Source organism: Pseudogemmobacter sp. TB195 (genome assembly GCF_058313095.1).
Window position 1 is genome coordinate 119,202 of record NZ_JBZEGG010000003.1, and the last position, 20,812, is coordinate 140,013.

A 20,812-nucleotide genomic window follows, 5' to 3' on the forward strand; every position below is an offset into this window, starting at 1 on the left:
CCGGTGGGACAGGCGGGCTCCTGACCCGAATAATGCCTCAAATGACGCGCATCTCAGCAACCGCCCGAAAGACAGCGGTGCCATAAGGCAGGCCAGATCCCTGCACGCATACAGGAAAAAAAGGGCGGCATCCGCTGATGCCGCCCCGCCTCACAGGCATCCCCCGATGTGAGCCGGTAACTCAGCCGGCAAGCGCCCTGTTCAGATACTCATCAACCTTTTCCAGATAGCCCATCGTTGTCAGCCATTTCTGATCCGGCCCTACCAGCAGCGCCAGATCCTTGGTCATGAACCCGTCCTCGACGGTGTGGACGCAGACCTGTTCCAGCGTTTCGGCAAACCGCGTCAGCTGCGGATTGTCGTCGAGCTTCGCGCGATGCTTCAGCCCGCCGGTCCAGGCGAAGATCGACGCGATGGAATTGGTCGAGGTCTGCTTGCCGGCCTGGTGCTGGCGGAAGTGGCGGGTGACGGTGCCATGAGCGGCCTCGGCCTCGACGGTCTGGCCATCGGGCGTGAGCAGGATCGAGGTCATCAGACCGAGCGAGCCGAAACCCTGCGCCACAGTGTCGGATTGCACATCGCCATCATAATTCTTGCAGGCCCAGATATAGCCGCCCGACCATTTCAGCGCCGAAGCCACCATATCGTCGATGAGGCGGTGCTCGTAATGGATGCCTTTTGCTTTGAACTTCTCTTCAAATTCTTCGGCATAGACCTGGGCAAAGAGATCCTTGAAGCGACCGTCATAGGCTTTGAGGATGGTGTTCTTGGTCGAGAGATAGACCGGCCAGCCCTTGATCAGCCCGTAATTGAACGAGGACCGCGCGAAGTCGATGATCGACTGGTCGAGGTTGTACATCCCCATCGCGACGCCTGCGGCGGGGGCGTCAAAGACGTCATATTCCTGGGTGGTGCCGTCCTCGCCCACGAATTTCATCGTGATCCTGCCGGGACCGGGGAAGCGGAAATCGGTCGCCTTATACTGATCGCCAAAGGCATGGCGGCCGACCACGATGGGTTTCGTCCAGCCCGGCACGAGACGCGGCACGTTTTTGCAGATGATCGGCTCGCGGAAGATCACGCCACCAAGGATGTTGCGGATGGTGCCGTTAGGGCTTTTCCACATCTGCTTCAGGCCAAACTCCTCGACCCGCGCCTCATCGGGGGTGATCGTCGCGCATTTGACGCCGACGCCGTATTTCTGAATGGCATGGGCGGCGTCAACGGTCACCTGGTCTGCGGTGCGGTCGCGTTCTTCGATGCCCAGATCGTAATATTTCAGGTCGATATCGAGATAGGGGAGGATCAGCTTTTGCTTGATGAAATCCCAGATGATCCGGGTCATCTCATCGCCGTCAAGCTCCACCACCGGGTTGGCCACCTTGATCCTGGTCATCATACGCCCTTTCTGGATTGGGTTGCGCCTGGGGCCGTATTTAGCGGAAATCCGGGTGGCGCGGAAGGTGGTATGCAATGGTATACAAAAAATTCATCTTCGCCTGCCGGTAAAACGGGCGGCTTTGTGGCTGGCCGGGGATGCCTCCGGCGAGAGTATTTTCGTCAAGAGGAAGGGGGCAGAAAGAAGGATCCTGGTCAGGGCGCGAACCAGGCGCGGGCCCTGAGGCTGACCCAGGCCCAGATCTGGGGCGCACCGCGCGCGATTTTCTGGCCGACCCGGGCGACAAGCTGGTCCCAGGTGACGTTATAGGTGGTCCAGGTGCCGCCGCCGGATTGCAGATTGGCAAGGACCGGCTGCACCCGGTCGAGGGATTTGGCGAAGACGGCATCCGGGGTCTCAGCCGCCTCGAATTCATCCCAGAGCGCGCGGAAGGCCAATGCCTGGTCAGGCGGCAGGAGGCCGAAGATGCGCTCGGCCGCGCGCTGTTCGGCAAGGACGGTGTGCTCGCTGGCATGGGCGGCGCCGTTCGCGGAATGGATCGGCACATCGCCGGTGTCGATCTCGACCAGATCATGCAGGAGCAACATGCGGATGACGCGGTCGATCTGCACGCCTTCGGGCGCCTGATCCGCCAGAACCATGGCGTAAAGCGCCAGATGCCAGGAATGCTCGCCTGAATTCTCGCGCCTCGATCCGTCGCACAGCGTGGTGGCACGCAGCACCGATTTCAGCCGGTCGGCCTCGTTCAGAAAGGCGAACTGGGCGTCGAGACGGGGATGGGCGGCGGGCGGTGCAGGCGCGGCGGGGGGGCTGAGCGGGGTATCCATGCCGCAGTCATCGCGCGAAAGGCCGGAGTCTGGCAAGGGGGGAAGGCGGCGCCGGGCAGCCGCACGCAGGTCAGACCGGGCGGGGAGCTCAGCCGGGCAGGGTGAGGATGATTGGCCGTGACCCGGTTGCCACCACGGTATGTTCATATTGCACCACCGGCGCCATCGGCGCGCTGTAGAGCGTCCAGCCATCCTCGCCGGCATCGGCCCAGAGGCCGCCGGTCGAGAGGAACGGCTCGACCGTCAGGACGAGGCCCTTTTCGATGCGGCGGCGGTCGCCGCGGGTCGGCCAGGTGGCAATTTCGGTCGGTTCTTCATGCAGGCTGCGGCCGATGCCGTGGCTTGCGAGATTGCGGATCAGCGTATAGCCGCGTTTCTGTGCGAATTTGCCAATGGCATTGCCGATGTCTGCGAGGGGTTTGCCGGCGCGGACCTCGTTGATGCCGGTCTCCATCGCGCGGCGCCCGTCGCGGCAGAGCCGGCTCAGCGCCTCGCGTTCGGGCTGCAGCTGCCAGCTTGCCCCGGTATCGGCGAAGAACCCGTCTTTCGAGGCCGAGACATCGATATTGACGAGGTCTCCGGCGGCGAGCACGCGGGGGCCGGGGATGCCATGGGCGATTTCCTCATTGACGCTGATGCAGGTGGCGCCGGGGAAATCGTAAGCGCTGCGCGGTGCCGAGACCGCGCCTTCGCGGTCAAGAAGCCGGGCGCCGATCTCGTCGAGCTCAAGCGTGGTCATGCCCGGCTCCATCGCTTTGGCCATGGCAAGCATGGTATTGGCGACGATGCGGCCGATATGGCGCAGGCTTTCAAGCTCGTCCTGATGGGTGATCGTCATGGCCGGAGCGTTCCGCTTTGGGGGTCAGTGGCCGCTGCCAAGGCTGACATCGCGCGGTGCATCCGGGGCGTCAGCGCCGTCGCGTTTGGCCCGGAGCGCGCGCAGGAGGAAGTCGCGGCCGCGCGCCTCGGCGAGACGGATGCGGATCGAGGTCATATAGGCCTCTTGCAGCGTTGGCGAAGCCGCCCCCAGGACCCGGCCGACCTGTTCGTAAAAACGGTCATCCTGCAGTTCATCCTGCGAGGCGAGCACGTCTTTCGCAAGCTGGTCGGCAAGCTCCTGGATGAAGGACATCAGCGGGTGCTTTCGGTCATGCGGCGCCTGACGTAATCCGAAACCGTCTCGATCATTGGCTTCATATGGGCGTCTTCATCCTTGAAGAAGTGATCGGCGCCTTCAACCTCGGTATGGGTGATCGTGATGCCCTTTTGCTCGTGGAGCTTGCCGACGAGGGTGCGGGTGTCTTTCGGCGGGGCCACCTTATCGGCGGTGCCGTTGATCACGAGGCCTGATGAAGGGCAGGGGGCGAGGAAGCTGAAATCGTAAAGATTCGCGGGCGGTGCCACCGAGATGAAGCCGGTGATCTCGGGGCGGCGCATCAGGAGCTGCATGCCGATCCAGGCGCCGAAGGAGAAGCCCGCGACCCAGCAATGTTTCGCATTCTGGTTCATCGACTGGAGGTAGTCGAGCGCCGAGGCTGCATCCGACAGCTCGCCGATGCCCTGATCATATTCGCCCTGGCTGCGCCCGACGCCGCGGAAATTGAACCGCAGCACATTGAAGCCCAGATTGTAGAAGGCGTAATGCAGGTTATAGGTAACCTTATTGTTCATCGTGCCGCCATAGGCGGGATGCGGGTGCAGAACGATGGCGATCGGAGCGTCGCGTTCCTTCTGTGCATGGTAGCGTCCCTCGAGACGTCCATCGGGGCCGGCAAAGATAACTTCGGGCATACGCTCTCGCCTGATTTCTCCGGGATCGAAACTTGACTGAAACGCCCGGGTAATTTAGAACTGTTCTAAAGGGGGCAAATCTTGTCCCCCGGATCGCACCTGAGGTAATGGCCCCGGGCTGGCTCGTCAATGGATCTGGCTGGAATTGGGCCGGTCCCCCCGGGGATGTGGCCGGATTGCCGGGAATTGCAGGGGTCGCCCGGGCTTGCGCAGTGGTTGCCCGGGCTCGAGTGTGGGTCTGATTGCGGGTCTGGCTGCGGGTCGGGGGAAAGGCCTCGCGGCGCGCTCGTTAAGGAGAGTCTGGGATGAAGCTGTCGACGAAGGGCCGGTATGCGATGGTGGCGCTTGCCGATCTCGCAATGAGTGAGGCGAAGGCGAAACTCGCGCTGGCAAAGGCAGGCGGGGAGGCGGCGGAAGTTGAGGATCTGGTGGCTTTGGCCGAGATCTCGAAACGCCAGGACATTTCGCTGCCCTATCTGGAGCAGCTTTTCGTCAAGCTGCGCCGGGCCGGACTGGTGGACGCAGTGCGCGGCCCGGGTGGCGGCTACCGGCTGGCGCGATCACCGGATTCGATCCGGGTGAGCGAGGTCTTGCAGGCGGTCGATGAGACGGTCGATGCGATGCATACCGGCGCGGGCGCCACGGGGGGCTCGTCGGGCACGCGGGCACAGTCGCTGACCAACCGGCTCTGGCAGAGCCTTTCGGCCAATGTCTATGTGTTTTTGCACCAGGCACGGCTTTCGGATGTGATCGGCAATGAGATGACGCCCTGTCCGGCAGTGCCGAACCTGTTCCGGGTGGTGGATGAGGAATGAGACTGTTGCGCGCCATGGCTGAGATCGCCGGGGGGCTGTCTGCCCCCCGCGCCGGTCGCTGCGCGTCCGGCTCCCCCCGAGGATATTTTTCGACAGATGAAAGGGGCGCGCCATGAGCACGCGGCTTTATCTGGACTGGAATGCAACGGCGCCTTTGCGGGCCGAGGCGCGGGCGGCGATGATTTCGGCGATGGATGTCGTCGGGAACCCGTCTTCGGTCCATAGCGAGGGGCGGGCGGCGAAAGCGCTGATGGAGCACTCGCGCGAGGAGATTTCGGCAGCTTTCGGTGCGGATGGGGCGGATCTGGTCTTTACCTCGGGGACGACCGAGGCGTCGGCCCTGGCATTGGCGGGGCGGGGGCTGGCTTGTGCCGGTGTCGAGCATTCGGCGGTTTCGGCCTGGTGTGACGATGTCTTGCCGGTCGGGCGGGATGGCGCGGTTTCGGTTCCGGATCCGGGGCAGGGCACCCTGCAGCTTGCCAATCCCGAAACGGGGATCGTGCAGGATCTGCCCGAAGGGCTCGCGGTGTCGGATCTGACGCAAGGAATGGGCAAGCTGCCGGTCGCCTTCAACTGGCTTGGCTGCGATATGGGGCTCGTGTCGGCGCATAAATTCGGCGGGCCGCGGGGCATTGGGGCGCTTTTGCTGAAGCGCGGGCTTGATGTGGAGGCAAAGCTGAAAGGCGGCGGCCAAGAGATGGGGCGGCGGTCCGGCACAGAGAATCTGATCGGGATTGCCGGCATGGCGGCTGCGGCGACGGCTGCGGCGCGTGATCTGGCGAACGGGACCTGGGAAGAGGTCGCCCGCATAAGGGATATTCTGGAATCAGCATTGTTTGCCGGCGCTGAGGGCATTATCTCGGTCTCGAAAGACCGGGCACGGTTGCCGAACACGCTTTGCCTCATCGCGCCGGGCTGGAAGGGCGAGACACAGGTGATGTCGATGGACCTTGCGGGTTTCGCGGTTTCGGCCGGATCGGCCTGTTCTTCGGGCAAGGTCAGGGGATCGAAAGTGCTCGGCGCCATGGGATATGGCGATCAGGCCGGACAGATGATCCGGATCTCGATCGGTCCGGGCGTGAATGAAGAGAATGTGCTCAGGTTCGCGGAGGCGTGGACCAGGGCTTACGGAAAAGCCCGCGCCCGTGCTGCGTGAAGATGGGCCGCGTGAGGATGGAGTGACCGAAATGAATACCCATGTGTCCGAGGATAATATCCGCATCCCCGATGAGGCGATCCGGGAAGGCGTCGACCGCGAGACGATTGAAACCGTCCAGGCGATGGCCGGAAAATATAAATACGGCTGGGAAACCGAGATCCCGACCGAATACGCGCCCAAAGGTCTGAACGAGGATATCGTCCGCCTGATCAGCGAGAAGAATGGCGAGCCGGAATGGATGCTGGACTGGCGTCTCAAGGCTTACCGGCGCTGGCTGGAGATGAAGGAGCCGCGTTGGGCGATGCTGACCTATCCTGAGATCGATTATCAGGATCAGTATTACTATGCGCGCCCGAAAAGCATGGCCGAAAAGCCGAAATCGCTGGATGAGGTCGACCCAAAACTGCTCGCGACCTATGCGAAGCTGGGGATCCCGCTGAAAGAGCAGGCTTTGCTTGCCGGCGTCGAGGCGCCGGAAGGCGAGCGCAAGGTTGCGGTGGATGCGGTGTTTGACAGCGTTTCCGTCGGTACCACCTTCAAGGAAGAGCTGAAAAAGGCCGGGGTGATCTTCTGTTCGATCTCGGAAGCGATCCGGGAATATCCTGACCTGGTGAAGAAGTATCTCGGCTCGGTCGTGCCGCAGTCGGACAACTTCTTTGCGACGCTGAATTCGGCGGTCTTCTCGGATGGTTCGTTTGTCTACATCCCCGAAGGCGTGCGTTGCCCGATGGAATTGTCGACCTATTTCCGCATCAATGCGGAAAACACCGGGCAGTTCGAGCGCACGCTGATCATCGCCGACAAGGGCTCTTATGTGAGCTACCTTGAGGGCTGCACCGCGCCGAAGCGCGATACGATCCAGTTGCACGCCGCTGTGGTGGAAATCGTCATCCTCGACGATGCCGAGGTCAAATATTCGACCGTGCAGAACTGGTTCCCGGGCGATGAAGACGGCAAGGGTGGCATCTACAACTTCGTCACCAAACGCGCCGATTGCCGGGGCGACCGGGCGAAAGTGATGTGGACGCAGGTGGAAACCGGCTCGGCGATCACCTGGAAATACCCGTCCTGCATCCTGCGCGGCGATGACAGCCAGGGCGAATTCTACTCGATCGCCATCGCGAATAATTACCAGCAGGCCGATACCGGCACCAAGATGATCCATCTGGGCAAGAATTCGAAGTCGCGGATTGTGTCGAAAGGGATCTCGGCCGGGAAGGCACAGAACACCTATCGCGGCCAGGTCTCGGTTCACCCGAAGGCCACCGGATCGCGGAATTACACCCAGTGCGACAGCCTGCTGATCGGCGATCAATGCGGCGCCCATACGGTTCCCTATATCGAGGTGAAGAACAATTCCTCGCGCTGCGAACATGAGGCGACCACGTCGAAGGTCGACGAGGATCAGCTCTTCTATTGCCGCTCAAGGGGCATGGATGAGGAAGAGGCGGTTGCCTTGGTGGTGAACGGTTTCTGCAAGGAAGTCCTCCAGGCCCTGCCGATGGAATTTGCCATGGAAGCGCAAAGCCTGGTGGCGATTTCGCTGGAAGGTTCGGTGGGCTGAACCTTGTCTGGTGCCGTGCTTCAGCGTCCTGATCTGACCATGCCCGAGGCTGCTGCCCGGGCCTGGACGGATGCCTGCGCCGAAGCGCGGGTGGTGCTGGAATATGGCTCCGGCGGATCGACGCTTGTCGCGGCCGAGGCCGGGGCAGAGGTCTGGTCGGTGGAATCCGATGCCTCCTGGGCCAGGATGATGGGCGACTGGTTCGCGGCACATCCGGCACAGGCTGGTGTCCATATCCACCATGCCGATATTGGCCCGACAAAGGAGTGGGGCCATCCGGCGGATGAGTCCGCCTTTCGCCGTTGGCCGGATTATGCATTGAAAATCTGGGACTTGCCCGGATTTTCTCACCCGGATCTGGTGCTGGTCGATGGCCGTTTCCGGCTCGCCTGTTTCCTGACCGTGGCCTATCGGATCACCCGTCCGGTGACGCTGTTTTTTGACGACTATGCCCCGCGCGAGGCCTATCACAAGGCTGAAGAGATCGCGCGGCCAACCGAGATGATCGGACGCATGGCGCGTTTCGATCTTGAACCTGTGACACTGACGCCGGACCGGCTGCGCGCTTATACGCGGGCGCTGTTACAACCGGTCTGAGGAGAGAAAAATGCTTGAGATCAAGAATCTGCATGTGAAACTTGAGGAAGAGGATAAGGTCATCCTCAAAGGCGTCGACCTGAAAATCGGGCCTGGCGAAGTTCATGCGATCATGGGGCCGAACGGCTCGGGCAAATCGACGCTTTCCTATGTGCTGGCGGGCCGGGATGGCTATGAGGTCACCGACGGCTCGGCCACGCTGGATGATGAAGAACTCCTTGAGATGGAGCCGGAAGAGCGCGCCGCGGCGGGTCTGTTCCTCGCGTTCCAATACCCGGTCGAGATCCCCGGTGTCGGCAATATGACCTTCCTCAGGACGGCGGTGAACGCACAGCGCAAGGCGCGCGGCGAAGAGGAGCTTTCGGCGGGTGATTTCCTGAAAGTCGTGCGCGAAAAGGCGAAAACGCTGAAGATCGACGCGGATATGCTCAAGCGTCCGGTCAATGTCGGCTTTTCGGGCGGCGAGAAAAAGCGCAATGAAATTCTCCAGATGGCGATGCTGGAGCCGAAGATGTGCATCCTGGACGAGACCGATTCCGGGCTTGACGTCGATGCGATGAAACTTGTTGCCGAAGGGGTCAACGCATTGCGCAGCGCGGGCCGGTCTTTCCTTGTGATCACCCATTACCAGCGCCTTCTCGACCATATCAAACCGGACGTGGTCCATATCATGTCCAATGGCCGCATCATCAAAACCGGCGGGCCGGAGCTGGCGCTTGAGGTCGAGAATAATGGTTATGCCGATCTGCTGGACGGGGTGCAGTAATGGCACTGGCACAGGTCAAACAGGACGCGCTGACGGCGCGGCTGCAGGGGCTCACCGCCCCCGCAAAGGGCTGGACGGCTGCGGCCCGCGCTTCGGCCTCTGACCGGCTGGCGGCTCAGGGCCTGCCGACCCGGCGCGACGAATACTGGCGTTACAGCGATCCGGCCCAACTGACGAAGCCGGAAATCAGCGGTGCGCCCGCCGATCTCGCGCCGTCCTTCGCGGCGCTGGATGCGGTGAAGCTGGTCTTTACCGATGGCGTGTTCGACGCGGCTGCCTCGGATGATCCGGCGCTTGCCGGGGTCGAGCTGCTGTCGCTGGCGGGTCAGGCGGATATTCACTGGGCGCAGGGGCTTTACGGCCAGCTTGAGACCCGTGGCTCTTCCCCGGTCGAACGTCCGCTGGCGGCGCTGAACACCGCCTATGCAAATGAGGGTGTGCTGATCCGGGTGACCGGGCAGGCGGCCAAGCCGGTTTCCCTTATTTATACCCAAAAATCAGCCTCTTCCGATGTGATCCTTCATCACGTTGTTAAGCTGGAAGAGGGCGCGGAAATCACCCTTCTGGAAAGCGGCACGCCCGGTGCGCGCTTTAACACCGTGCTTGAGGTCGATGTGGCGTCAAACGCGCGCTTCCATCATATCCGCACGCAGGGCCCGGATGCAGATCGGCGCGGCGTCACCCATATCTTCGCCCATATCGCCGATAATGCGCTGTTCAAAAGCTTTACCCTGACCGCAGGCGGCCGTCTGACCCGCAATGAGGCGATCCTCGAGATCACCGGCGACGATTCCGTGGCGCATGTCGCCGGAACCGTGCTGGGCGATGGCAAGGATTTCCTCCAGGATGACACGATCTTCATCACCCATGCGTCCGAGCGCTGCGAAAGCCGTCAGGTCTTCCGCAAAGTGCTGAAAAACGGCGCGACCGGTGTCTTCCAGGGCAAGATCCTCGTCAAACAGGGCGCGCAAAAGACCGATGGCTATCAGATGAGCCAGTCGCTTCTGCTGGATGAGGATGCGCAGTTCCTCGCCAAACCCGAGCTGGAAATCTACGCCGATGACGTGAAATGCAGCCATGGCTCGACCTCGGGCGCGATTGACGAGACGGCGCTTTTCTACCTGCAGTCACGGGGGGTGCCGAAACGCACTGCCCAGGCGCTTCTGGTTCTGGCTTTCCTGGCCGGCACGCTGGAAGAGATCGAGGATGAGGCCATCGCGGCCGAGGTCCATGCAAGGCTGGAAGACTGGCTGCACGGGCTGGACGGCTGAGACCCCTACGGGCTAAATCCGCCAATGCGTTAACGGCCAGCAGGGAACAGGCAGAGACCATGTCGATCACCACCGATATCTTCCGGACCTGGGCCCGGCCTGGTGCGGTCATCCGCGAGAAACTGGCGGATGGCCCGCGCGAGGACAGGGCGCTGATCCTGCTCTTCGCGGCCTGTCTTTTGCTGTTCGTGGCGCAATGGCCGCGCCTCTCGCGCGAGGCTTTCCTGGCGCGTGAGGCCGCGACCGCCGCCGGCACACCGCTGGATCAGGTGCCGGGCATCCAGGCCTTGATGGGGATCAATTTCTTCGTCTTTCTCTTCGTGGTGCCGCTGTTCTTTTACGGGATCGCGGCACTCTCGGCACTGGTGATCCGCGCCTTCGGGGGGCGGATCGGCGCTTACGAGGCGCGGGTCTCGCTGTTCTGGGCGCTGCTTTGTGCGGCCCCCCTGATGCTGTTCCAGGGCCTTCTGGCCGGGTTCAGCGGACCGGGGCCTTCGGTGACAGTGGTCGGGATTCTGGTCGGGCTCTCGTTCCTCTGGCTCTGGGTGAAACTTCTGCGCGAGGCGATGCAGTGATCGGCTTTTTCTTTTCCACCCTGCTTTTGTCGCTGCATGACCCGCGTCAGGGCCTGCGCCAGATCCAGGCGCTGAACCGGCCCGGCGGCACCGAGATGGTGGCGCTCCTTCTGATGGCGGTGGCCTCGGCCTTGTTGATGCAGCTGAGCCTGCAGATCCTGCCGATGCCCGAAGGCAGCCCGTTCACGGCGCTGTTCTCAACGCCTTTCGTGACGGCCGGGCTGCAATTCCTGACCCTCCTCCTCTGCGCCTTCCTGGCCTGGCTGGTGGGCGGCTGGTTCGGCGGTCGCGGATCCTTTGCCGATGCCGTGCTGGCGATCGCCTGGCTTCAGGCGGTGATGCTGGCGATCCAGCTGGTGCAGCTCCTGACGCTTGTCATCCTGCCCGTGCTGTCCAGCCTGATCGGCATCGCCGCCGTCGGGATCTTCGTGGTGCTCCTGAGCAATTTCATCGCCGAAATCCACGGCTTTGCCTCGCCGGTGAAGGTGTTCTTCGGGACGGTCCTGACCTTCTTGGTCAGCGTCTTCGTCCTGACGATGATCCTCGCCCCCTTCATCCCGTCGGAGTACCTGCCGCGTGAGCTATGATGTCGCAAAAATCCGCGCCGATTTCCCGATCCTGGCGCGTAAGGTCAATGACCGTCCGCTGGTCTATCTCGACAATGGTGCCTCGGCGCAAAAGCCGCAGGTGGTGATCGACGCGATCACCCAGGCCTATTCGATGGAATATGCCAATGTGCACCGGGGCCTGCATTACCTGTCGAACCACGCGACCGAGGCCTATGAGGCGGTGCGCGGCAAGATCGCCCGCTTTCTGAACGCGCCCTCGGAAGATGAGATCGTCTTCACCTCGGGCGCGACCGAGGGGATCAACCTCGTCTCTTACGCCTGGGCCGCGCCTCGTTTGCAGGCCGGCGACGAGATCGTGCTTTCCGTGATGGAGCATCACGCCAATATCGTGCCCTGGCATTTCCTGCGCGAACGTCAGGGGGTGGTGCTGAAATGGGTCGAGGTCGATGCCAATGGTGGCCTTGACCCCCAGGCGGTGATCGACGCGATCGGGCCGAAGACAAAGCTGATTGCCATATCCCATATGTCGAATGTGACCGGCACTGTGGTCGATGTGGCTGCGATCTGCGCCGCGGCCCGCGTGCGCGGCGTGCCGGTCATGGTTGATGGCAGCCAGGCCTCGGTGCATATGCCGGTCGATCTGACGGCAATCGGCGCCGATTTCTACGCGATCACCGGCCATAAGCTTTATGGCCCCTCCGGATCCGGCGCGATCTGGATTTCCCACGCCCGGATGGCGGAGATGCGTCCCTTCATGGGCGGCGGCGACATGATCCGCGAGGTGCATCGCGACTCTGTCACCTGGGCCGAGCCCCCGATGCGGTTCGAGGCCGGTACCCCCGGCATCGTCAATCAGATCGGTCTCGGCGTAGCGCTCGATTACCTGACCGGCCTTGGCATGGAAAACATCGCCGCCCATGAGCGCGCTTTGCGCGATTACGCCCGCGAAAGGCTGAACGGGCTGAACTGGCTGAATGTCCAGGGGCAGGCGCCGGATAAAGGGGCGATCTTCAGCTTCACCCTGCAAGGCGCCGCACATCCGCATGATATTTCGACGATTCTCGACAAAAAGGGCATAGCCGTCAGGGCAGGGACCCATTGCGCCATGCCGCTTCTGGATCATTTCGGAGTGAGCGCAACCTGTCGTGCCTCCTTCGGTCTTTACAACACCCTGGCCGAAGTGGATGCCCTGGTCGAAGCGCTGGAGTTCTGTCACGAACTCTTTGCCTGAAGCGGCACCACAAGCCTTGCAGCAGCGCGCAGGAGCGGTTAAGACACCCGGGCGCTGCACCCGTAGCTCAGCTGGATAGAGTGCTGCCCTCCGAAGGCAAGGCTAAGTCAAGTGGGTTGTGGGTGCTAGGTAAGAAAATTGAGCAAAACCAATATCTTGGTGATGCTCGAAGGAAGCGCAAAAACCGCTTCCGTGGTCACGGAAGCATCACGGAAGCAAACTGAAGGAGGCTGTAGAGAACGAGCGGCGACAATCGGCAGAGCTTTTTAGCCTAGTCCGGTATCGTCGATTCGAAGTCGGATTCGTGATTGACCCAGTTCGGTCTCGAACCCTATCTGAACACAGATGCACCCGTAGCTCAGCTGGATAGAGTGTCGGCCTCCGAAGCCGAAGGTCACAGGTTCGAATCCTGTCGGGTGCGCCACCCATTTTTCTTCAACTTGATCTTTGCTCCAGTTCGACCGCCATATTTCTGGCGATGCCGAGCAGATGCAGGGCTGCGCGTTTGGGATTGGTATCAAGCCAGACGGCGCTTATCGTGCCGATGCTGTCCGGTCCGACGATTGGCCGCCATACCGTACCAGTGATATCGATGGCGTCGGCAAAGCTTACCCCGGTGACGGTAAAGCCACTGCCAATCTGCACTTTCAGAACGATCGTGGCCTGACAGGCCTGACACTGTTCGATAACGGGTGCCCGTTCTCCGGCGGAGATGCGATCTGTAAGCCAAGGCTCGAGCAGCGGACCGTCAGCGCCTTGCGGTACGAGCAGCCGATCCCCAGCAAAATCGCTCCAAGTCAAGGCTTCCTTTTCGGCAAGGCGATGATCGGCCGGCAGCAAAGCGACCAGGCCTTCACTCCAGATATCTTCACGCCGGCAGGGTCTAGTTTCATAGCCGCCGCACATAAAGGCTATGTCCAGATGGCGACGACGGATGGCGTTTGTATGGTTGCGGCATGAACCATCCTGAAACGTGACGGCAATGCGCGGATAGCGCTTTTCGAACCGATCAATGAGACGGACAAGGAACTCGCGACCGAACGGTGTGCTGAGGCCGATGCGGAGTAGGTCGTTATGTTTTGTTTGCTGATTGCCTTGGCTGAGCGCCGCCTCAAGCCCGCGATAATGTTCGCGCACACCCTCGATCCAGTCCCGTCCGGCAGCGGTCAGTCTGACGCCGTTATTGTGGCGTTCAAACAGGAGCAGGTCGAGGCGTTGTTCGATGGCGGCAATGTTTCTGCTAACGGTAGACTCCTGAACGCTCAGGGCCTGCGCGGTCTTCCGCATGCTACCCAGTTCGACGACCTTGAGTACATATTTCAAATGCCGCAGGGCAGCTTCGTTCATACAGCGAAATCCTCCCGCATGTGATTGAGACGGCGGCTGTCGGTCTGGCACCCTGTTGAACAGAGAGGAGGGCCTATCTCCTGCCGTCTTTTGTTCGTGCTCTAGAGATGCACGATCTCAACGTTAGGCCATTTTGTTGCTAAGTATTCTGCGACAAGTCGTCGATGACAGTGGTGCGGCTTGTCCTCGCTGCACAACAGGCATCCACCTTCAATTTTCTCCTTGTCGATCATCTCGATCTGGCGTCGCGATATCAGATCCCGAAATCTTGCGGCATAACTGTTCCAGTCTCCCCCTCTTACCTTGAAATCTTCGAACATATCCTTCGTCGGTGCGAGTTCCGGCAGATGCTCATATTCCATTCCACACAGGGCTTCGGAAAAATATCTCAGGTCGTCACGCTTCGCGAAGCCTGATAACTGTGAAACATTATTGAGGCGAACATCGACAAGCCGTTTGGCGCCGGAGTCTCTCAACCTCGTGAAGAAGTGCTGAGCCGATGACTTGGTGAACCCAATGGTGAATATTCTCATCGTCCTGATCTACCCAAGATCCCCAGCCTCACGGATCTGTGCTGCCGAAGCCCGTATTTGCGTCGGACGAACCATCGTTCCAGGAAAAATACCTCTTTGCTCATTAATGAATGTACTTCAGCGGGTGGCCAGAACGCTTCAGATACCGATCCACGTCTAATGTGATCATAGATAGATAAACTGGCCATATAGCTTGTCCAGGCGAAGGCGAATGTCTTCCGCCAGTGCGTCGTCGCCGGTGTCGACGGCCGACAGCAGACGATGCTCTGCCTCGCCGATCCGATTACAAAGCTCCGAGAGGTTGGCACAGAACGCTTCCGAGTGAACTGAAGGTTCGGACGCCGGAGATTGCTCGGAGGCGATTTTTCGGATGGATGAAGAGGGGGTGACGCCATGCTCTTCGTTAAAGGCAATCTGACGCTGCCTTCGATCGATTGTTTCATCCATTGCCTGTTTCATTGCCGGTGTCACCACATCAGCGTAAAGGATTGCCTTCCCGTTGACGTTCCTGGCGGCTCTGCCGATCATCTGAATCAGAGTCGGCGCCGTTCGTAGGAAGCCCGCGCGATCTGCGTTGAGAATCGCGATCAGGGATGCCTCGGGAATATCCAGTCCCTCGCGCAAGAGACTTATACCGATCAGGACATCAAACTCGCCGGCGCGAAGGCCGTTTATGATCTCAATCCGGTCTTCCGTCTTAATATCGGAGTGCAGATACCGCGCCCGAACGCCCTTGCTTTCAAGGAAGGCATGAAGATTTTCCGTGGCGACCTTCGTGAGCGTCGTCACCAGCACCCGCTCGTTTCTGGCCGCACGCTCGGTAATCTCGCGCAGCAGATCGTCGATGTCTCCCTCGCAGGGACGGACTTCGACTTCAGGGTCCAGCAGGCCGGTGGGTCTCACGATCTGGTCAACGACGCGATCCTGCGAAATATTCAGCTCATATGCGGCAGGGGTTGCGGAAACGAAGATCGTCTGCGGCTTCATGGCCTCGAACTGCCTGAAGCTCAGAGGATGATTGTTCTTGGAGGACGGCAGACGGAAGCCGAACTCGATCAACGTGTCCTTGCGACTCTGATCGCCGCTATACATGGCCGAGATCTGCGGAATCATCACATGGGATTCATCGACGAACAGAAGGCCATCCTTCGGGAGGTAGTCGAGCAAGGTGATCGGAGGAAGGGAGGGATCGCGGCCACTCAGATAGCAGGCGTAGTTTTCCATGCCCGAGCAGTATCCGACCTGCCGCAGCATTTCGGCGTCGTTCGTAATCCGCTCATATAGGCGTTCCGCTTCCACATGGCGGTTTTCGCTGTTTAACTGAGCAACACGCCTTTCCATCTCTTCAAGGATCGCCGTGGCGGCGGTTTCCACCTGGCTTGCCGAGGCTGCCAGAACCGTCTTCGGCGAGACAAGATAGTGAGCGATGCTCTCCAGTTGTTGTCCGGTAGCTGCGTCGATCCAGTCAAGGGTCTCGATCACGCCATTCGACAACCTGAGACGAATGGCCTTGTATTCCGAATCCGCTGGAAAGACCTCGACCATATCGCCGGTAACGCGATAGGTTCCACGCTTCAGCTTGTGCTCGGTACGATCATACTGCAATCGGGCAAAGCCATGAAGAAGCTCGTTCAGGCTCAACCTCGCGCCCGGCGAGAGCGGAACCTGCAATGCCCGATAATCGTCGGGATCGCCCATTCCGTAGATGGACGACACCGAAGCGACGACGATGGTGTCTCGACGCTCGATGAGCGATTTCGTCGTGGACAGGCGCAGGCGCTCCAGATGGTCGTTGATCGCGGAATCTTTCGGGATGAACCGATCACTACCCGGCAGATATACTTCCGGCTGGAAGTAGTCATAGTATGAAACGAAATACTCCACCGCGTTCTCAGGGAAGAACTGTTTCATTTCGTCATAAAGCTGCGCGGTCAGCGTCTTGTTCGGCGCCAGGATCAGGGTGGGCCGCTTCAGGCGATGAATCACATTGGCCATTGTGAAGGTCTTGCCCGATCCGGTGATCCCCTTCAGGGTCTGATGATGCGCCCCCTCTTCGATGCCTGAGATCAGCCGTGCGATGGCTTCGGGCTGATCGCCCGAGGGGGTATATTGAGAGTGCAAAATGAAAACGCCGGTAGACATTAGAAACCCTCCTGCAAGCGTCGTTTCATGGTGAATATCTTCCCGGCATTACTGCCATTAGAACCTAAATACCGGTAGGCTCCGGCAATCCGGTCTTTGGAGGCGAGGCATGCTTCGTGAGCGCCTTTCGCACCCGAATTAGGTTGTCGGGTCATGTTCGATCCCTCCGATCCGGAAGCCCAGGGTCGCTATGAGAGTTCCTGATCCGCCGAACGGTCCACCATATCGCGAGCAGGACCACGGGAACGAGGGCAGAAATTACCAGTTCGGGTGAAACGATATCGTGGTACCCTGGGAGGCCCTTTATGAGATAGGACAATAGTCCAATGACATAGTAGGAAATTGCCGCGACAGACAGACCTTCTACGGTCTGCTGAAGCCGCAGTTGCAGCCTCGCCCTATTGTTCATGGAGGCCAGCAGATCGCTGTTCTGTCGTTCGAGTTGCACATCGATCCAGGATCGAAGCAGCGTCGTTGCGCGCGCCAGCTTGTCGGACAGGTTGGCCTGACGCTCTTCAATAGAACGGCAGGTTCGCATTGCCGGAGCAATCCTGCGATGTAGGAAACTGCGCCAACGATAGCAGCCGGGGACGAAAGTCTCGCCGAGTGCGGTCAGCCGTTCCTCGACGATTTCATAATAGGCGCGGCTGGCGCCAAAGCGGTAGAGGCTCGACGCCGTGTCGGCCTCAAGCGTTGCCGACAGGTCCGTCAAGCTGGACAGCAGCTCCTCGCTGTTGCGGCGCGCGGACTGGCGCATCTCGTCGGTGATGGCGGCAAGTCGCTTCTCGATCTCCCGCAGATGCGGTCCAAGCTGTTGGGTCATCGGGATGCTGAGAAGGGCAAGCGTCCTATAGGTTTCGATTTCGAGAAGCCGTTGGGCCAGGGCGCCAAGCCGTATTGGCGTTAGCCCCCGATCCAGAATGACAATTCGCGTCAGGCCATCGCTGTCCTGACGGAAATCGGTAATGATATCGGCCATGCCATCCTCGACAAGCGAGTGGCAGCGGCTGACCGGATCGAAGCGATCTATGTAAGACTGCGCACTCTCCTCAGTCCAGGTCACGACATCCAGACGGATACCCGATACGATCGGCCCAGGCGGGATGAAGCCATGTTTGAAGGGATCGAGACCCACCGGATTCCCGGTCTCAGGGTCAAGAGGTGCGCACCACAGGTAGGTGAAGAACTCAGTGTGCTTCTCGCGATGCAGATCGCCCTGCTCGAATGTCAGGCCGTGAAGGGGAGTGCTCTGATCCGGTAGTGAGGCGCCCACCCGGCTCGATAGTTCGGCCAGGGTTTCGCGATCCTTCGCCAGATTGCCTTCGTTCATGAAGGCAAGTTGCACCAAGGCGCGCGGAGCTTCTACCAAGGGAAACGGGCGGGCATGAAGCTCATCTAGGGCAATCTTCCTGCTACCCAAGACTGGCATACCATAGACTGTAGAACTGCCAAGCGGTGTGGCGCCTCCTTCACTCAACTGACGGTCCTTCCTTGTCATTCTTCTTTGCGGCGCCGTAACCATCGTAGTTGTTATAAGTAATCAGCCGGGAACCACGATATCCCATACCATGCGTCCACAACCAGCTTAGCGCAACGCTAAGACGATTCTGCACCCCGATCAGGAAGTAGATGTGAATGAGCTTCCACATCCACCATGCCAGTGTGCCGCGCAGCCGGATCCGCCCCATGTCGACGACGGCAAGACGGCTGCCTATCGTCGCCAGATTGCCCTGATGCCGATAGCGGAAAGGCGTGGTGGTCTTAGAGCCCCGCATCCGCTGACGGATCAGCCGCGCCACATATTGCCCTGCCTGCTTGGCCGCGGGAGCGAGGCCGGGGACGGGCTTTCCGTCCGGGCCGGTAGCAGCCGCGGTGTCGCCAATCACGAAAATGTCGCGCTGGCCGGGCACTGTCAGGTCAGGTCCGACGATGACACGCCCGGCGCGATCAGCTTCCGCATTCAGCCAGCGCGCAGCCGGTGATGCCTGCACGCCAGCCGCCCACAGGATCGTCTGAGCGGGGACAAGCGCACCATCGACAATGACGCCATCGGACGAGCAGTCCGTAACCGGCATGCCGAGCCTGACCTCGACACCCAGCTTTTCCAGCGCCTGGCGCGTATAGGCGGACATATCCTCCGGGAAGACCGACAGGAGGCGTTGCCCCGCCTCGATCAGCACCACGCGCGTCGCATCAGGGTCGATGATGCGAAAATCGTGCGCGAGCGTCCGATGGGCGAGTTCCGCTATCGTGCCAGCAAGCTCCACGCCGCTTGGTCCGCCTCCGATGATGACGAAAGTCTGCAAGGCGGCTCGCCGGGCGGTGTCAGTTTCGCGCTCGGCTTCCTCGAAAGCCAGCAGGACACGGCGACGGATGGTCGTCGCGTCTTCGAGCGATTTCAGGCCGGGCGCGAAAGGCTCCCATTCGTCATGGCCGAAATAGGAATGCGTCGCCCCCGTCGCGATGACGAGCGTGTCGTAGGCAAGCGCCGGGCCGTCCTCCAGGAGGACGTGCCGCTCGTCCGTATCGACATGCCGGACCTCACCGAGCAAGGTGCGCACGTCCCTGCGCTTGCGGAAGAGCGCGCGGATCGGCCATGCGATGTCTGACGGCGACAGCGAAGCGCCTGCGACCTGATAGAGCAGCGGCTGGAAAAGGTGATGGTTGCGGCGGTCGACAAGGGTGACGGCGACACCGCTTCCGGCGAGCCTCTGCACAACCTCCAGCCCACCGAAGCCTGCCCCCACGACCACCACACGATGGCGACCTGAGGCGGTCTCAAGGCCCGATGCGGTTTCGCGCATGGGCGAAGATGCTGGCGCGGTCATTGGAACAGCGCCGCTGCATGATGGGCCATATGCTCGTCGATGAAACTCGCGATGAAATAGTAGCTGTGGTCGTATCCGGGCCTCTGACGGAGGATCAGCGGATGTTCCGCTGCCTCGCACGCTGCTTGCAGGAGACTCGGACGCAACTCACGATCTGCAAACTCGTCATCAAGACCCTGATCGATCAGCAGCGGCAGGCGCTCTCGGACGGTCTTGATGAGTTCGATGGTATCATATTGCTCCCACGCAGAACGGTCATCGCCGAGATATGCCGTGAAAGCGCGCTCGCCCCAAGGCGCCTGGCTCGGCGCGACGATTGGCGAAAAAGCCGATACGCTGCGATAGCGTCCGGGATTGCGCAGTGCCGCGACGAGTGCGCCATGTCCGCCCATGGAATGCCCCGCAATCGCGCGACGGTCATCGGCCGGAAATGTGGCTTCGATCAGTGCCGGTAATTCCTCGACGACGTAATCATACATGCGGTAATTGGCAGCCCAGGGCTGCTGCGTCGCATTGACGTAGAAGCCTGCGCCATGCCCAAGATCATAGCTGGGATCGTCTGCCACGCTTTCGCCTCGTGGGCTGGTGTCCGGCGTGACGATCATGATCCCATGCTCCGCCGCGAAACGCTGCGCGCCGGACTTGGTGATGAAATTCTGCTCGGTGCAGGTCAGGCCGGACAGCCAATACAGCACCGGCACGCGACCGTCCTTGACCTGGGGAGGCAGATAGACGCCGACCTTCATCGGACAACCCAGGCTGATCGAGTCATGCTGATAGACGTCCTGCCAACCGCCGAAGCTGGCGTGATGTTCGACACGTTCCATTTTTGTTTCCTTGCTTCGACGGTTGGTGGACGGTGTGCCGATAGGCTCCTGTTCATGGCTGTTGTGCGGGGGAAGCGCCGGCGGCTGTTTCAGCGCCGGCGACAGCCAGTCATAGGGTTGCGGGTATCGCCATCACCTTCCGGCCTTAGATGAAGGTGTAGGAGCAGACCTTGTTGCCCGCCGGATCGCGCAGATAGGCAGCATAGGCACCCGGCAGGTGGCCACGGGGGCCAGGCTGGCCTTCGTCAGTGCCACCAGCAGCGAGGCCGGCGGCGTGGAAAGCATCCACTTCGGCGGGCGTCGCGGCAGCAAAGCCGACCGTCACGCCATTGCTGGAGGGCGCTTCGCCATTACCGGGGCGGGCAATGATGAAAGCGGGCTTTTCGCGACCGTACAGCACCCAACCATTGCCGAAGGGGCCGAGGTTGTTGATGCCCAGAGCGCCCAAAGCGGCGTCGTAGAACGCTGCCGACTGCTCGACGTCGGCAGCGCCGATGAAGACGTGCGAGAACACGCCGTTGCCGGAGATAACGGGGTCAGCCATGATATTCTTCCTTGAGGTTAGTTATTG

21 protein-coding genes and 2 tRNA genes are annotated in these 20,812 nt (G+C 60.8%); 11 read left to right on the forward strand and 12 right to left on the reverse strand.

The window, feature by feature from the left end:
• Nucleotides 1-181: 181 nt before the first annotated feature.
• The 5 genes from AC4FS3_RS04885 to AC4FS3_RS04905 form a co-directional block, all read right to left on the reverse strand.
• Nucleotides 182-1,396: an NADP-dependent isocitrate dehydrogenase gene (locus AC4FS3_RS04885; protein WP_491019632.1), complete on the reverse strand. Its 1,215-nt coding sequence runs from the start codon at nt 1,394-1,396 to the stop codon at nt 182-184.
• Between the two features lie 197 nt (nt 1,397-1,593).
• Nucleotides 1,594-2,226 carry an HD domain-containing protein gene (locus tag AC4FS3_RS04890; RefSeq protein WP_491019633.1) on the reverse strand — a complete coding sequence of 211 codons (633 nt, stop codon included), beginning with the start codon at nt 2,224-2,226 and terminating at the stop codon, nt 1,594-1,596.
• Between the two features lie 88 nt (nt 2,227-2,314).
• Complete coding sequence (gene map, locus AC4FS3_RS04895) at nt 2,315-3,064, reverse strand: type I methionyl aminopeptidase (RefSeq protein WP_491019634.1); 750 nt, start codon at nt 3,062-3,064, stop codon at nt 2,315-2,317.
• 24 nt (nt 3,065-3,088) lie between these two features.
• Nucleotides 3,089-3,358 carry a hypothetical protein gene (locus tag AC4FS3_RS04900; RefSeq protein WP_283178162.1) on the reverse strand — a complete coding sequence of 90 codons (270 nt, stop codon included), beginning with the start codon at nt 3,356-3,358 and terminating at the stop codon, nt 3,089-3,091.
• Nucleotides 3,358-4,017 carry an alpha/beta hydrolase gene (locus AC4FS3_RS04905; protein WP_198839270.1) on the reverse strand — a complete coding sequence of 220 codons (660 nt, stop codon included), beginning with the start codon at nt 4,015-4,017 and terminating at the stop codon, nt 3,358-3,360. Before AC4FS3_RS04905 ends, AC4FS3_RS04900 begins: the two co-directional genes overlap by 1 nt.
• Before the next feature lie 305 nt (nt 4,018-4,322).
• On the opposite strand from AC4FS3_RS04905, the gene iscR reads away from it, so the two are divergent.
• From iscR to AC4FS3_RS04960, 11 genes are all read left to right on the forward strand, one after another.
• Nucleotides 4,323-4,832: a Fe-S cluster assembly transcriptional regulator IscR gene (iscR, locus tag AC4FS3_RS04910; protein ID WP_283178161.1), complete on the forward strand. Its 510-nt coding sequence runs from the start codon at nt 4,323-4,325 to the stop codon at nt 4,830-4,832.
• A 112-nt stretch (nt 4,833-4,944) separates the two neighbouring features.
• Nucleotides 4,945-5,988: a cysteine desulfurase family protein gene (locus AC4FS3_RS04915; protein WP_491019635.1), complete on the forward strand. Its 1,044-nt coding sequence runs from the start codon at nt 4,945-4,947 to the stop codon at nt 5,986-5,988.
• A gap of 31 nt (nt 5,989-6,019) precedes the next feature.
• On the forward strand, nt 6,020-7,555 hold the full coding sequence (gene sufB, locus AC4FS3_RS04920) for a Fe-S cluster assembly protein SufB (RefSeq protein ID WP_491019723.1): 1,536 nt from the start codon (nt 6,020-6,022) through the stop codon (nt 7,553-7,555).
• A 39-nt stretch (nt 7,556-7,594) separates the two neighbouring features.
• Complete coding sequence (locus AC4FS3_RS04925) at nt 7,595-8,152, forward strand: hypothetical protein (protein WP_491019636.1); 558 nt, start codon at nt 7,595-7,597, stop codon at nt 8,150-8,152.
• 10 nt (nt 8,153-8,162) lie between these two features.
• Nucleotides 8,163-8,918, forward strand: a complete 756-nt coding sequence (sufC, locus tag AC4FS3_RS04930; protein ID WP_092898011.1) for a Fe-S cluster assembly ATPase SufC — start codon at nt 8,163-8,165, stop codon at nt 8,916-8,918.
• Nucleotides 8,918-10,189 carry a Fe-S cluster assembly protein SufD gene (gene sufD / locus AC4FS3_RS04935; RefSeq protein WP_491019637.1) on the forward strand — a complete coding sequence of 424 codons (1,272 nt, stop codon included), beginning with the start codon at nt 8,918-8,920 and terminating at the stop codon, nt 10,187-10,189. The genes sufC and sufD overlap by 1 nt, the downstream gene beginning before the upstream one ends.
• A 59-nt stretch (nt 10,190-10,248) precedes the next feature.
• Nucleotides 10,249-10,764, forward strand: coding sequence for a YIP1 family protein (locus AC4FS3_RS04940; RefSeq protein WP_198839264.1), 516 nt, complete (start codon nt 10,249-10,251; stop codon nt 10,762-10,764).
• Entirely contained in the window at nt 10,761-11,351 is a 591-nt protein-coding gene (locus AC4FS3_RS04945; RefSeq protein ID WP_283178155.1) for a Yip1 family protein, read from the forward strand. Before AC4FS3_RS04940 ends, AC4FS3_RS04945 begins: the two co-directional genes overlap by 4 nt.
• Nucleotides 11,341-12,564 (forward strand): cysteine desulfurase, encoded by a 1,224-nt coding sequence (locus AC4FS3_RS04950; protein ID WP_491019638.1) that lies wholly within the window; start codon nt 11,341-11,343, stop codon nt 12,562-12,564. Before AC4FS3_RS04945 ends, AC4FS3_RS04950 begins: the two co-directional genes overlap by 11 nt.
• A 56-nt stretch (nt 12,565-12,620) precedes the next feature.
• Nucleotides 12,621-12,691: transfer RNA gene (locus tag AC4FS3_RS04955), tRNA-Arg, on the forward strand.
• Between the two features lie 220 nt (nt 12,692-12,911).
• Nucleotides 12,912-12,988 (forward strand) — tRNA-Arg (locus AC4FS3_RS04960).
• 11 nt (nt 12,989-12,999) lie between these two features.
• Here AC4FS3_RS04960 and AC4FS3_RS04965 read toward each other — a convergent pair.
• The 7 genes from AC4FS3_RS04965 to AC4FS3_RS04995 form a co-directional block, all read right to left on the reverse strand.
• Nucleotides 13,000-13,911 carry a LysR family transcriptional regulator gene (locus AC4FS3_RS04965; protein ID WP_103025184.1) on the reverse strand — a complete coding sequence of 304 codons (912 nt, stop codon included), beginning with the start codon at nt 13,909-13,911 and terminating at the stop codon, nt 13,000-13,002.
• A 101-nt stretch (nt 13,912-14,012) separates the two neighbouring features.
• Complete coding sequence (locus AC4FS3_RS04970; protein ID WP_103025183.1) at nt 14,013-14,444, reverse strand: DUF488 domain-containing protein; 432 nt, start codon at nt 14,442-14,444, stop codon at nt 14,013-14,015.
• A 165-nt stretch (nt 14,445-14,609) separates the two neighbouring features.
• Nucleotides 14,610-16,586 carry an excinuclease ABC subunit UvrB gene (gene uvrB, locus AC4FS3_RS04975; protein ID WP_030541533.1) on the reverse strand — a complete coding sequence of 659 codons (1,977 nt, stop codon included), beginning with the start codon at nt 16,584-16,586 and terminating at the stop codon, nt 14,610-14,612.
• A gap of 151 nt (nt 16,587-16,737) precedes the next feature.
• Entirely contained in the window at nt 16,738-18,084 is a 1,347-nt protein-coding gene (locus AC4FS3_RS04980; RefSeq protein WP_229825136.1) for a DUF3422 family protein, read from the reverse strand.
• Nucleotides 18,056-19,390, reverse strand: coding sequence for an NAD(P)/FAD-dependent oxidoreductase (locus AC4FS3_RS04985; protein WP_103025204.1), 1,335 nt, complete (start codon nt 19,388-19,390; stop codon nt 18,056-18,058). Before AC4FS3_RS04985 ends, AC4FS3_RS04980 begins: the two co-directional genes overlap by 29 nt.
• 20 nt (nt 19,391-19,410) lie before the next feature.
• Nucleotides 19,411-20,241 (reverse strand): S-formylglutathione hydrolase, encoded by an 831-nt coding sequence (gene fghA, locus AC4FS3_RS04990; protein WP_103025181.1) that lies wholly within the window; start codon nt 20,239-20,241, stop codon nt 19,411-19,413.
• Nucleotides 20,242-20,386: 145 nt separating this feature from the next.
• Nucleotides 20,387-20,785 (reverse strand): VOC family protein, encoded by a 399-nt coding sequence (locus AC4FS3_RS04995; protein WP_103025180.1) that lies wholly within the window; start codon nt 20,783-20,785, stop codon nt 20,387-20,389.
• Between the last annotated feature and the right edge of the window lie 27 nt (nt 20,786-20,812).